This is a genomic window from Chryseobacterium oryctis (assembly GCF_025971925.1).
GTDB classification, from domain to species: domain Bacteria; phylum Bacteroidota; class Bacteroidia; order Flavobacteriales; family Weeksellaceae; genus Chryseobacterium; species Chryseobacterium oryctis.
The window spans coordinates 35,413-47,995 of record NZ_JAPDHV010000004.1; the positions used below are offsets into that span (position 1 = coordinate 35,413).

The 12,583-nt window shown below is 33.1% G+C and carries 11 protein-coding genes and 1 pseudogene; 6 read left to right on the top strand and 6 right to left on the bottom strand.

Features of this window, described 5'->3' with window-relative positions:
• Positions 1 to 5: 5 nt before the first annotated feature.
• From OH806_RS09845 to OH806_RS09855, 3 genes are read right to left on the bottom strand one after another with little or no spacing between them, the layout of a single operon-like run.
• Positions 6 to 1,049, bottom strand: a complete 1,044-nt coding sequence (locus tag OH806_RS09845) for an anhydro-N-acetylmuramic acid kinase (protein ID WP_264743510.1) — start codon at positions 1,047 to 1,049, stop codon at positions 6 to 8.
• Positions 1,050 to 1,055: 6 nt separating this feature from the next.
• Entirely contained in the window at positions 1,056 to 1,646 is a 591-nt protein-coding gene (lptC, locus tag OH806_RS09850) for an LPS export ABC transporter periplasmic protein LptC (protein ID WP_264743511.1), read from the bottom strand.
• Between the two features lies 1 nt (position 1,647).
• Complete coding sequence (locus tag OH806_RS09855) at positions 1,648 to 2,940, bottom strand: hypothetical protein (protein ID WP_264743512.1); 1,293 nt, start codon at positions 2,938 to 2,940, stop codon at positions 1,648 to 1,650.
• A gap of 224 nt (positions 2,941 to 3,164) precedes the next feature.
• Here OH806_RS09855 and OH806_RS09860 point away from each other — a divergent pair, with 224 nt between their 5' ends.
• A complete protein-coding gene (locus OH806_RS09860) occupies positions 3,165 to 4,280 on the top strand; it encodes a DNA polymerase III subunit (protein WP_264743513.1) in 1,116 nt (371 codons plus the stop codon).
• A gap of 50 nt (positions 4,281 to 4,330) precedes the next feature.
• Here OH806_RS09860 and OH806_RS09865 read toward each other — a convergent pair whose 3' ends face one another.
• Positions 4,331 to 4,843 carry an ankyrin repeat domain-containing protein gene (locus OH806_RS09865; RefSeq protein WP_264743514.1) on the bottom strand — a complete coding sequence of 171 codons (513 nt, stop codon included), beginning with the start codon at positions 4,841 to 4,843 and terminating at the stop codon, positions 4,331 to 4,333.
• Positions 4,844 to 4,905: 62 nt separating this feature from the next.
• Positions 4,906 to 6,375 (bottom strand): annotated as a pseudogene (locus OH806_RS09870) (catalase); the annotation flags it as partial.
• A 358-nt stretch (positions 6,376 to 6,733) separates the two neighbouring features.
• Between OH806_RS09870 and OH806_RS09875 the strand changes: the two are divergent.
• The 4 genes from OH806_RS09875 to OH806_RS09890 all read left to right on the top strand — a co-directional run bounded on the left by OH806_RS09875 (position 6,734) and on the right by OH806_RS09890 (position 11,493).
• Entirely contained in the window at positions 6,734 to 7,360 is a 627-nt protein-coding gene (locus OH806_RS09875) for a TetR/AcrR family transcriptional regulator (RefSeq protein WP_264743515.1), read from the top strand.
• On the top strand, positions 7,344 to 8,657 hold the full coding sequence (locus OH806_RS09880) for a TolC family protein (protein WP_264743516.1): 1,314 nt from the start codon (positions 7,344 to 7,346) through the stop codon (positions 8,655 to 8,657). Before OH806_RS09875 ends, OH806_RS09880 begins: the two co-directional genes overlap by 17 nt.
• Positions 8,658 to 8,677: 20 nt before the next feature.
• Positions 8,678 to 9,781 (top strand): HlyD family secretion protein, encoded by a 1,104-nt coding sequence (locus OH806_RS09885; RefSeq protein ID WP_264743517.1) that lies wholly within the window; start codon positions 8,678 to 8,680, stop codon positions 9,779 to 9,781.
• 134 nt (positions 9,782 to 9,915) lie between these two features.
• Positions 9,916 to 11,493 (top strand): DHA2 family efflux MFS transporter permease subunit, encoded by a 1,578-nt coding sequence (locus OH806_RS09890; protein ID WP_264743518.1) that lies wholly within the window; start codon positions 9,916 to 9,918, stop codon positions 11,491 to 11,493.
• Between the two features lie 58 nt (positions 11,494 to 11,551).
• Here OH806_RS09890 and OH806_RS09895 read toward each other — a convergent pair whose 3' ends face one another.
• Positions 11,552 to 11,908 carry a winged helix-turn-helix transcriptional regulator gene (locus OH806_RS09895; RefSeq protein ID WP_264743519.1) on the bottom strand — a complete coding sequence of 119 codons (357 nt, stop codon included), beginning with the start codon at positions 11,906 to 11,908 and terminating at the stop codon, positions 11,552 to 11,554.
• Between the two features lie 89 nt (positions 11,909 to 11,997).
• Between OH806_RS09895 and OH806_RS09900 the strand changes: the two genes are divergently transcribed.
• Positions 11,998 to 12,528, top strand: coding sequence for an NAD(P)H-dependent oxidoreductase (locus OH806_RS09900; protein WP_264743520.1), 531 nt, complete (start codon positions 11,998 to 12,000; stop codon positions 12,526 to 12,528).
• Positions 12,529 to 12,583 lie beyond the last annotated feature (55 nt).

Below are 12,583 nucleotides of genomic sequence, written 5' to 3' on the forward strand. Positions count from 1 at the left end.
TTTTTTTATGCAATAACTCCTGAGCTATGGTTATGAGTACTTCCCGTTGCTGAAGAAAGGACATTTGTTTCGTTAATGAGTCTTAAAACGCCCATAAAAGCAAATATTAATGCTTCTTTATAATCAATGATTTTTTTTTCGGGGATAATGATTTTTGCCGTTGTTTTTGCTTTGATTTTTTCGATTATGAAGGTGTTGTAAGTTCCACCACCTGTAAATAAAATTGTAGACAAGTTGTTTTCATTAATTACATTAGCAATTTGTTGACTTATATGTTCTGTAAAAGTTGCTAATACATCAATAACTTCAAGTTTATCGAACAAAGGAAAAATACTTTCATTACACCATTCAATTCCTAAAGATTTTGGATGTGATTGTTTATAAAAATCTAGTGAATTGAGCTTCTGTAGCAAAGCCTCATCCACTTTTCCTGTTCTTGCCAAATCTCCGTTTTCGTCGAAGCTTTTATTGAATTTTTGTACGAGTTTATTCAAAACGATATTGACAGGAGCAACATCAAAGGCTATTCTTTTGCCATTTGATTTTAATGAAATATTTGAAAATCCTCCAAGGTTAAGACAGGCATCATATTGGGAAAAAAGCAATTCGTCACCGATTGGAACTAGAGGAGCTCCGTTTCCCCCCATTAAAACATCCTGACTTCTAAAATCGTAAATTACAGGTAGATTTGTTTCTATTTTGATGGCTCTTCCGTCTCCGATTTGTAGCGTGAATTTTTTCTTGGGCTGATGAAAAACCGTGTGACCATGAGAAGCGATCAGGTCAATGTTTTCTAATTGATTTCTTTGAATAAAATCATTGGTGAGTTCTCCCAAATAAAAACCATATTCAGCATTTAGTTCCAATAACTCTTCTGCGGATAAATGAATGGAGTTTCTGAGTTTTTCCTCCCAGTTTTTAGGATAGGGAATTGTCTCAGCTTTAATAATTTCGAAATTCCAGGAATTGGTTTTCTCAAATTTTGCAAAGCAGATGTCTAAGCCATCTAAACTTGTACCAGACATTAAACCTATCGCGTGCAAAATCATATCGTATTATTTCTTAGATTCAGCAATTTTTGCAGTACTGAAATCTCCAGTATTTTTGTAAAAAGTATACTCGGAAAAGTCGTCTTTAGCCGTCATTCCTTTTGCTCCAATTAGAGTAGAGCCGTCTTCCATGGTTACAAATACTGTGTCATGGGTATAAATACGTTTCTTTCTTTGATCCCAAAAAACACTTTGCATGGCGAATTTTTGACCTTCATTGGTGGTGATTCTTACATTTCCTTTGGCTTCGTAGAATTTTTTGTAGTCGTAAAACTTGGCATATTTTGCTTTAATCGTTCCGGGAACTTTTGGTTTTTTCTTATCAAAGAATTGTATATCTATTCCTTTTTTAGCAACGGTATAAGGGCTGTCAATAAGCTCATATTTTTCGATAATCGGAGCTTTTGCCCTCATGGTTACAAACCCAGAATCTCTTTGGATGATATTAGCATTATTAATAATCTGAGAAGGGAAGTTTTTACTTTGGCTTCCGTTTGCTTTTGTAAGGTCTTCTTCACAGGAAGTCAATATAAAAAATATAGCACAACTAAAAAGGCATGCTATATTTTTATATGATATGTTTTGAATAAAATTCATTCTAGTTATAAAGAGTTTTTCTAAACCATTTATCGGCAAAATTGAAGCCAACTCTAAAGTTGATATAATTCTGATTGATTAAGTTATTGTTAAGAGTTCCTCTTTTTCCAACTTCAAGACCTAACTCCAGACCACTCATTCTTGTTATACTGCTGTTTTTGAACGGAAGTAAAACACCTGCCGAAATACCAAATTTATTGATGTTTTGACCTGCGATTTTCAGATTCCCTTTTTCATAAAAAGCACCATATCTGTAGACCATTCTTGAGAAATAACTCCTAAAATTATTAACGTTTGGTAAATACCAACCTCCAGCAGAAATTCTATAAGAGTCTTCAAAGTCAAAAGTGCTTCCAAAATAGCTTATAGTTTCTCCTTTTTTATAGTCAACCTGTGCTGATAAGAACCATTTGTTTTCTTCACCATAACCAGCTCCAATAGATGCTTGTAATGGAAGAAGGTTTTTAGAACCTGTGCTTTTCTGTTCAATAATGCTTTCGCCAGCTTTTTCTTCACCAGTAGTATAATAATAAGTACTGTTTTTATAATCAGTAGTCATGTTACCATTTGTATTACCAAAAGTTGCGGTTGCACCAAGAGTAAATTTACGGTCAGTACTTGGGTTTATTTTCTGATAACTAGCTCCAAGGGTAAAGTTAAAATTTTTGATTTTGTTTTTTGTTTCGTATCCATTGATTAATTCAGCATTTGAATACGCTACCTCATTGGTGTCATAAAGAGTACCGAAGTATAAATTAGCTCTTAAACCAGCTGAAAATTCAGGAGTAATTTTATATCCAAGGGCAATTTGAGCTGTATTTAAAGTTCCGCTTCCTTTAAAACGATTGGCTACGATTATGTCGTTTCCACTATTATCTTTTGTTGTTTCTGAATGAAGAATATCATAGCTTTTTGAACTATACGGTTGATAAGAAAGCCCCATTTTAATCTTTGAAGACAACGGAAAAGCTAATGAAATATTTGAAAGATACGTTGAGTGCTTTGTAGACTTCGTATCGTTATAATTGGTTTTGAAGTAATTATTTTCGTTGGTTGCTTCCAGTTTTATACTTGTAAGCTCAAAATTAGCATTGTTCGCAGGGTTTGCAAAGTTAAAATTACTGGTAAAATCACTAATGTAAGCTGTTGATATACCACCCATTGAGGTAGTTTCAATCGTATTATCATATTTTACATCTCCGATTCCGTAAGTTGCATAAGGCGAATTACTTAAATTCTGCGCATTAAGGAAGTACCCAACTGATATGAATGATACTACAAAGATTTTTTTCATTCTTTATTTTTAAAATAATGCGCAAATATCTTAAATATTAATGAATTGTAAAAATTATATGTGGTTAAAGTTTGTTAAGGAGGGGAGAGGAAGTGTTTTAATTAAGAAATTTTATAAAAAATAGTTTTATTATTAATAATTAGCATTACCTCGTTCTGGTATCATTTCGTCAAAATTGAGGTGGTATAAATATACTCTTCAGTAAATTTATTTATCTTTGAAACATGAATTGGGAGAATATTGCAGGACAAGAAAATCTGAAAAAACTTCTTAAAGAAAGTATCGCTGAAAATAGAGTCAGTCATGCCCAGCTTTTCGTAGGAAAGGAGGGTTATGGTACATTACCAATGGTTTTAGCCTATGCAAAAGAGGTATTGAGCCAGGAAAATGAACATGCTGCCTCGAAAGTTGAACACCTGAATCACTTAGATTTGCATTTCAGTTTTCCGGTTTTTACAGACAACAAAAATTCTTTAAGCAAAAATAAGTTTGAAGAGTTCAGAGAAATGATTCTTGCTTCTCCCTATGCAAGTTATGATGACTGGACGGCTTTTTTGGAGTCCGAAAATAAACAGCTTTTTATCTCAGCAGATGAAGTTGATGATCAAAACCAAAAATTTTCACTTAAAAGTTATGAGGGCGGAACAAAAATTTTGATTGTTTGGAGAGCTGATAAAATGAATGTTGCTGCTTCCAACAAATTTCTTAAGTTTTTGGAGGAACCTCCCGCTAAAACGGTTATTCTTCTTACGGCTGAAAGTACAAATGATATTCTTCCGACTATTCTTTCGAGAACTCAGGTGGTAGAAGTTCCAAGAATAAATGACGAGGATTTAGAATTTTATCTTAAAAAAAACTTCAATGTTTCTGAGGAGAAGGTAAAAGAAATTGTGCATGAATCTCAAGGAGATTTGAATGATGCCATTAAACTTCTGAAATCCGGAACAAAGAATGAAGAATTTGAAAAATTATTTGTTCAATGGGTTCGCGATGCTTTCATGGTGAAAAAGAAACCTGAATTTTTAAAGAGTATCATCTTTTGGTCAAGAGAAATTGCAGGTTGGAACAGAGAAAAACAAAAAAACTTCTTGAATTATTGTTCTGAAATTTTCAGATTGGCTTTGCTTCAAAATTATCAGTCTGAAGAATTGGTATATAAAAAAATTAATGCCAATGGATTCAACTGGGCAGGTTTTTCAAAATTCATCAGTGGAGCTAATATTGAAAATATTCTAGAAGAAATAAGCACGGCAGATTTGCATTTAACAAGAAACGGAAATCCTAAAATAATCTGGACAGATTTAGGAATTAAACTTTCCAGATATATTCATAAAAACTAAGACTCACCGAAGTAAGTCTTAGCTAAACAAAATACATATCTGAAAAAAAACTATTGTAATAATTTTAAGGCTTCTTCATTGTTTTGAATTAAAGCATGATCTTTAGCAGTTTTTCCATTGTTGTCTTTAATAGTTAAGTCTGCACCAGCTGCTATAATTTTTTTTGCAATTTCATTTTGACCGAATGTTACTGCAAAGATGAGAGAAGAAGCACCATTGTAATTCACTTGATTTACATCTGCTTTGTTTTCGATTAATAGAGTTGCCATTTCAGGATACCCTTTAAAAGCTGCACCCATCAATGCATTATTGCCAGAAGCGTCTTTTGCATTAGGATTGGCTCCTTTTTCCAATAATAGTTTTGCTGCTTCTTTGTTATTATTGTAAACAGCTAAAATCAATGGTGTAAAACCTCTTTGATTGGCTTGATTTACATCTTGTCCTGAACTGATTAATTGTTCGATTTGAGCAACATTATTTTCACGTGCTGCAGAAAATAGATCTTGTGCTTTTACTGTATATACTGTAGCAACTAAGGCTAATGTTAAAATAAACTTTTTCATTTTTTTTAATGATTTGTTGAAAATGATGGAGCCGAATTTAATCGACTCCAATTCAATAAATATTATTTTGGCAAATATTGTTTTACATCGTTCATAGAAGTATTTGTAGCCTTCATCAAATGTGTTCCGTATTCTGTATTTGCTTGGTAGAAATGAGCAATCATTTTGTGAACAATTACTTTATTCTTCACTGAGTTTAAAGCACCAGATAAGTTTTTGATTAAGTTATCTTGATCTTTTTTAGAGAATGATTTGTATAAATCACCAGCTTGTTTGAAGTTATTTTCTTTATCAATTTTAGCTTGTGCAGTTGTAGATCCAGCTGGGAAAACTGACTTAGAATATTTAAATTTCGCATCCTCTTTTACTTCAGGAAGATTTGTAGAAGGTTGATAGTTTACATCTCCTTTTTGCTCTCTTATAGACATATAACCATCTTGGTTATATGTTTTCACAGAATTTTTAGGTGCATTCACAGGAATCTGTTGGAAATTACCTGTCAATCTGTGTCTTTGAGTATCAAAGTAAGAGAATAGACGACCTTGTAATAATTTGTCTTCAGAAGCCTCAATTCCAGGAACTAATGTACCAGGTGCAAAAGCAGCCTGTTCTACTTGCTGGAAGTAATTTTCAGGGTTTTTGTTCAATGTCATTGTACCTACTTTCACTAATTTGGCAACAGTTTCCGGCCAAATTTTAGTAACATCAACAGGGTTGAAGTCTAATTTATCGAAGTCTTCTTTTTTCAACATTTGAACATAAAGATCCCATTTTGGGAAATTACCTGCTTCGATAGCATTACGTAAATCTAAAGTTGCATGTTCAATTGCTGTAGCCTGAAGTTGATTAGCTTCTTCTTGAGTAAGGTTTTTAACTTCTTGTTTTGGTACCCACTTGTATTTTACATAAGTAACTTCTCCTTTAGCGTTTACCCATTTGTAAGCGTGAACTCCGTTTCCTTCCATTTGACGGTAGTTAGCAGGAATTCCGTAATCAGAGAACAACCAAGTTAACATATGTGTAGATTCCGGTAAATTTGAGAAGAAGTCAAATACACGATTGGCATCTGACGCTCCGTTTGTTACTGGAGATGGTTTGAATGCGTGTACCATGTCCGGAAATTTGATAGCATCACGGATGAAGAAAACAGGTAAGTTGTTACCTACTAAATCATAATTTCCTTGTTCTGTATAGAATTTCACGGCAAATCCACGAGGGTCTCTATAGGTTTCAGGAGAGCCTTGTTGGTGAGTTACTGTTGAAAAACGTACAAAAAGAGGTGTTTTTTTACCCGCTTTAGATAAAAAATCTGCCATAGTAACATCAGAAAAGTCTTTGTCTGCTACAAATTCTCCAAATGCACCAGCTCCTCTTGCATGTACAACTCTTTCAGGAATTCTCTCTCTATCAAAAGCTGCCAACTTTTCTATTAAGTGAATGTCTTCTAATAAGACTTGACCATTGTTACCAATTGTTTTTGAATTTTGATTGTCTCCTACAGGTGCTCCTGTATTAGTTGTTAACTGTTGTGCCTAAAAAGAAACAGCAACTAAAACTCCTAATAATACATTAATCTTTCTCATAATTACGAATAAACGTTTGTTTAATTTTTTGACAAAGATATACTGATTTGATGGTTGATTGAAGGAAATAAAATCAATCTGAATAATTTATAACATCTATTGATTGTGTTACTTTAGATTGATTTTTTTAATAATTATGGTTTTTCATTAGTCTTTATTTTATAAAAACTAGATATTTATTTTTTTATATATAATTGATAGTTAGTTGTATATTAATGTTAAAAAGAATTAATGCAAATAAATCAATCAATCGTTTGATTTATTTTGAAACTTGTGTAAATTTGCCACCTCAAAATTTGATAATAGAATGGTTTCGAAAGAAGAAAATATATTATTTGCTGCCGAAAAATTCTTTGCTGAAAAGGGTTTTGAAGGAACTTCAACAAGAGAAATTGCCAAAGCTGCCAATGTAAATATTTCTATGATTTCATATTATTTTGGTTCAAAAGAAAAACTTTATGAAGGATTACTTGAATATAGAATGAATGAAAGCCAGTTTTTTTCAAAAGAAATTATTGAGAGAACAGATATTAATGAATGGGAAAAGATACTATTAATAATAGATAAGTTTTCAGACAGAATTAGGCACCATAAATGTTTCTACCGAATCATGCAAAGAGAACAGCTTCACACAAAAAATCCAAAAATTGTTGCGTTTCTGAAGCAGACAAAAATGGGATTTATAACAATGTATTCCAAGATATTAGAAAGTGGTCTTGCAAAAGGGATTTTCACTAAAAATCCACCAATTTATCTTCTTCATGCAACGGTAAGTGGAACTCTGTTTTATGCATCCAATGCAAAGGATATGTATAAAGAGTTTTTGAATGATACTGATGATGAAGAAACCTTTGATGAAAAATACTATACAGAACTTAACAAACATATAAAATACTTATTAAAAGACCTTTTAGGGTATGAAAAAAATAAATAACTCAGTCCTTGCATTGGCTCTATTTATAGGCGTTGCAAATATAAATGCTCAGGAGAAGAAAACTTTGACTCTTGATGAAGCCGTACAGTTAGGTATAGAAAACAGTAAAAGTCTGAAGATAGATGCAGCAAAGATTGAAGAGGCTACGGCAAATCTTTTGGAAGCCAAAAACAGACAGCTTCCGGAATTGAAGATTTCGGGAAGTTACACGTATCTTCCGATAAAACCGACTATGGAGATAAAACTTCCGGGAGTTTCCGGAGCAGGAGGTCCGGAGGTACATCAGGTGCTTTATGGTTCGGCTAATCTTAGTGTTCCTATTTATAGTGGAGGAAGAATAAAATATGGAATTGAATCTGCAAAATATTTGGTAGAGGCTTCTAAGTTAACCACAGAGAATGATAAGATTGCGATTGCTTATAATATTGCTCAGGCATACAATAATTTGTTTAAAGCTAATCAATCTATCAAAGTATTAGAAGAAAACCTGACAGCTTCCAGAAAAAGGGACGAAACTTTTCTTAAAATGGAAAATAATGGATTAATTGCAAGAAACGACAGATTGAAAGCCAATCTTCAGACATCAAATATAGAATTGCAATTATTGGAAGCTAAAAACAATTACAATATTGCCAATATCAATATGGATTTACTTTTGGGTATACCCGAAACCACCGAAATTGAAGTAGACCAAAACTATATTGATGAAGGAGATGATGTAAAACCTGTAGACTTTTATGTGATTGAGGCTAAAGAAAATCGTAAAGATTTAAAAGCATTGACTCAGCAAAGAAAAGCAGCAGAATTGGGAACAAAAGCTGCAAAAGCTGAAAATCTTCCTTCAATTGCTTTTACAGGGGGATATGTTGCAGCAGATATTCCAAAATTTCTTACCGTGTATAATGCTGTGAATGTTGGTTTAGGGGTATCTTACAATCTTTCAAATCTTTGGAAAGAAAATTCATCTTTAAAACAATCTCAGGCAAGAGAAAAACAATTGGCAGCAACAGATGAATTATTAAATGACAATATTAAGTTAGAGGTTAACAGAGAATACCAAAATACGGATTATTCCAGAAAAAGAATTGCTGTTTTTGAAAAATCTGCTGAACAGGCTAATGAAAACTACAGAATTACAAAGAATAAATATGATAATGGTCTAGCTACGATGACAGAATTATTGGATGCTGATGCAGCCCAAATTGCAGCAAATGTTGGTGTTATTAATGCAAAGGCGGATGCAGCTTTAGCTTACAGAAAACTATTACAAACTACAGGAATTTTAACAATAAAATAAAATTAAGAACTATACCAAAAATGGAAAATAATAATACACAATCAGCTGAACCTAAAAAGAAGAAAAGTTTAGTTTTTCCAATAATTTTAGGAGCTGTTTTAATAGGCGGAGGAATCTACGGATACAATGCTTATTCCTATGGACAGTCTCATGAAGAAACAGATAATGCGCAGATAGCTTCAAATATGGCTCCTGTAATTTCAAAAATTTCGGGGTATGTGGCAGAGGTGAAAGTAAAAGATAATCAGTTTGTAAAAAAAGGGGATACATTGGTTATTTTAGATAACAGAGACCAAAAGATGGCTTTAGAACAAGCTCAGGCTGCTTTATCGACTGCAAAAAGTAATATTTCTACAGCGGAAGCATCTACAACAGCTACATCAAAAAATATCGGTTCGTCTCAAGCGGCTGTAACTACAGCTAATGCACAAATAGAAGCTGCAAAAGTAAATGTCTGGAAAACGAGTCAGGATTTAAAAAGATATGCTAATCTTGTAAAAGACCATTCTATAACTCAACAACAATATGAACAGGCTTTGGCGGCTAAACAAACGGCAGATAAACAATTGCAGGTTTTGATTGACCAAAGAAATCAGATTGCTCAACAGACCGGTATTGCTTCTTCTCAAACTGCGGCAAGTTCTCAGCAAATCAGTGTGGCAAATTCTGTAGCGAAGCAGAGAGAAGTTGACGTAGAAAATGCAAAATTGAATCTTTCTTACACGGTAATATTAGCTCCAGAGGATGGATATGTTGGCAAAGTTCCGATTCAGGCAGGTCAATTTTTACAAGCTGGAGCTCAATTGTTTGCTTTAGTGAAAAATGACCAAAAATGGGTGGTTGCCAATTTCAAAGAAACTCAGGTTGATAAAATGCTTGAAGGTCAAAAAGTGAAAATTGAGATTGATGCTTTTCCTGATAAAGAATTTGATGGTGTCGTAAGTTCTTTTTCACCTGCAACCGGAGCTACATTTTCTATTCTTCCTCCGGATAATGCGAGCGGTAACTTTGTGAAAGTTGTTCAAAGACTTCCTGTAAAAATTGATTTTGTAAATCTTGATAAGAATATTGCAAAAAAATTAAGAACAGGAATGAATGTGAAAGCAGTGGTTTTGCTTAAATAATATTTAAAACTGTGAAATAAGTGAATTATCGATTGTTTTGGAGGAAAATCGATGATAAAGGTTTGATGAAGTAGTAAAATTAACCCAATGTTTGAATCCTTACTGATAATTCACTTTTTTACATTATTACAACTATGCAAGATTCATTAGTAGAATATGGAGCCCGAAGAGTAATCATTACGATTACGGCTATTCTTTGTGCTTTGCTGGAAATTGTGGACTCCACAATTGTAAATGTTGCCTTAAACGAAATGAAAGGTAACCTTGGAGCCACACTTTCTGAGGTGGGCTGGGTGATTACAGCTTATGCAATTGGGAATGTTATCATTGTTCCGATGACGAGTTGGCTTTCTCAGCAGTTTGGGCGCAGAAATTATTTTGCTGCTTCCATCATTATATTTACTATTTTCTCATTTTTATGTGGAAATGCTACCAATATTTGGGAACTGGTATTTTTCAGATTGATGCAGGGAATAGGTGGAGGAGCTTTATTGGTAACATCACAAACTATCATTACAGAGTCTTATCCGCTTGAAAAAAGAAGTATGGCTCAGGCAATTTATGGTTTGGGTGTAATTATTGGTCCTACTTTAGGTCCACCATTGGGAGGATATATTGTAGATAATTTCAGTTGGCCGTATATTTTTTATATCAATATTCCGATTGGAATTGCTGCCGCTTTAATGACGTTACAATTTGTGAGAAGCCCCAAATATGCCGAAAAACGAAAAGTTTCAGATGTAGATTGGTTAGGAATCGCTTTATTGGCAGTTACGGTTGGTTCATTACAATTTATATTGGAAAGAGGACATGAAGAAGATTGGTTTGAAAGCGGAATGATTGTCGTATTTACCATTGCTGCTGTTTTAGGATTTATCTTATTTCTTTGGAGAGAACTTACTTTTAAATATCCGATTGTAGAGCTTCGAGTTTTGAAAAATGGAAATTTAAGGATTGGTACGGTGATGTCATTTGTTTTAGGTTTTGGATTATATGGCTCTACATTTATTGTACCTCTTTATACACAAAGTATTTTGGGTTGGACTGCACTTCAGTCAGGAGCTTTAATGATTCCTGCTGCATTAACGACAGCTTTCATGATGCCTATTATTGGAAGGCTGTTATCTCGAGGTGCAAAACAGCAAATTCTTGTGGCATTAGGATTATTTATTTTCTTCATCTACAGTTTTTGGGGTTATAAAATTCTTACACCGGATACAAGTAAGGAAGCATTTTTCTGGATGCTGATTGTAAGAGGTGCAGGTTTAGGTTTATTGTTTATTCCAATTACGTCATTATCATTAAGTACATTAAAAGGGCAGGAAATTGGTCAGGGAGCAGCATTTACGGGAATGATGAGACAGCTTGGTGGTTCATTTGGTATAGCAGCAATTACAACATTCATTGCCAACGAAACTCAGGAACATAGATTGAATTTAATTTCTCATTTAGATTCTTCAGATTTTCAGGTTCAGCAAAGAATTGATGCTCTGAAAGCTGGTTTTATTTCAAAAGGCATGACTCCCGATGCAGCCATAAATGCAGCTTACAAAGTGCTGGATTTATCGGTAACCAAACAGGCAACAGTTTTATCTTATATGGATGTTTTCCTTTATTTAGGAGTAATATTTTTGATATGTATTCCGTTTATTTTGTTCATAAAAGAACGAAAAGGTAAAGAAAAAATAGATTTAAGTGAAGCAATGCACTAAAGTTAATCAATAAAAAACTCCAAAAATTGGAGTTTTTTTATTTTAAATAATGATTAATTTAAAGAATCTTTTTATGAAGTTTTCCCCATTTTTCTAATTCTTCGATGATGGGCTTCAATTTATATCCTATTTCTGTCAGTTCATATTCAACTCGTGGAGGAACTTCTGCATAAACAGTTCTTGTAATAATTTTGTCCCGTTCCAATCTTCGTAGCTGAAGGGTAAGCATACGTTCTGTAATGTTTTCTAATTTCTTTTTCAGTTCACCAAATCTCAGTTTCCCGTTGATAAGATAACAGCAAATTGCCAAAGACCATTGTCCGCCAATCATGTTTGATGCGTAGACTTCAGGACATTCTTCGGCAAGAGCTTTTTTATTTGAAAAATTTGTGGAGGTTTCTTTTATTTTAGTCATTACTTACATTTTTTATAGTACCATACAATTGGTTGCCAATATATAAGATGAAAGTTACACATATTATTTTTGTATTAGAAATTTAAAATATGAAAACATTAATAATTGTAATTCACCCCAAAATGGAAGAATCTTTAATCAATAAAAGATGGGTTGAAGAATTAAATAAATTTCCTGAAAAATATGTAGTTCATCAATTATATGAAACTTATCCGGATGAGAAAATTGATGTTGTAAAAGAACAGGAACTTATAGAATCTTATGATAAAATAATTTTTCAGTTTCCTTTATATTGGTTTAGCAGTCCACCTTTTTTGAAGAAATGGTTTGATGAAGTGCTTTTGTATGGCTGGGCTTATGGAAGTAAAAGTGGTTATAAAGTAGGAGGAAAGAAAGTTGCCTTGGCAATATCGGCAGGAATTGATGAACAAGAATTTCAGGTAACGGGGAAATATAAATACACAATAAAAGAACTTACAAGACCTTTTGAGCTTACTTTTGATTATATAAAAGCAAATTATAAAGAACCGTTTGTTTTTTACGGAATTGAGCAGAATCCTTCTAAAGAATGGATTGAGAGAAGTGTACCCATGTATTTGGATTTTATTGATAGACTTTAATTAAAATAATATAAAAAATAAACCTACTGACAAACAGTTGTCAGCAAACTCACTT

What these genes read in the sequence shown, in the direction of transcription:
- OH806_RS09900 (WP_264743520.1), top strand. Translation starts at nt 11,998, where the DNA reads ATGAAAACATTAATAATTGTAATTCACCCCAAAATGGAAGAATCTTTA.
- OH806_RS09875 (WP_264743515.1), top strand. Translation starts at nt 6,734, where the DNA reads ATGGTTTCGAAAGAAGAAAATATATTATTTGCTGCCGAAAAATTCTTT.
- OH806_RS09895 (WP_264743519.1), bottom strand. Translation starts at nt 11,908, where the DNA reads ATGACTAAAATAAAAGAAACCTCCACAAATTTTTCAAATAAAAAAGCT.
- OH806_RS09845 (WP_264743510.1), bottom strand. Translation starts at nt 1,049, where the DNA reads ATGATTTTGCACGCGATAGGTTTAATGTCTGGTACAAGTTTAGATGGC.
- OH806_RS09890 (WP_264743518.1), top strand. Translation starts at nt 9,916, where the DNA reads ATGCAAGATTCATTAGTAGAATATGGAGCCCGAAGAGTAATCATTACG.
- OH806_RS09885 (WP_264743517.1), top strand. Translation starts at nt 8,678, where the DNA reads ATGGAAAATAATAATACACAATCAGCTGAACCTAAAAAGAAGAAAAGT.
- lptC (WP_264743511.1), bottom strand. Translation starts at nt 1,646, where the DNA reads ATGAATTTTATTCAAAACATATCATATAAAAATATAGCATGCCTTTTT.
- OH806_RS09880 (WP_264743516.1), top strand. Translation starts at nt 7,344, where the DNA reads ATGAAAAAAATAAATAACTCAGTCCTTGCATTGGCTCTATTTATAGGC.
- OH806_RS09860 (WP_264743513.1), top strand. Translation starts at nt 3,165, where the DNA reads ATGAATTGGGAGAATATTGCAGGACAAGAAAATCTGAAAAAACTTCTT.
- OH806_RS09855 (WP_264743512.1), bottom strand. Translation starts at nt 2,940, where the DNA reads ATGAAAAAAATCTTTGTAGTATCATTCATATCAGTTGGGTACTTCCTT.
- OH806_RS09865 (WP_264743514.1), bottom strand. Translation starts at nt 4,843, where the DNA reads ATGAAAAAGTTTATTTTAACATTAGCCTTAGTTGCTACAGTATATACA.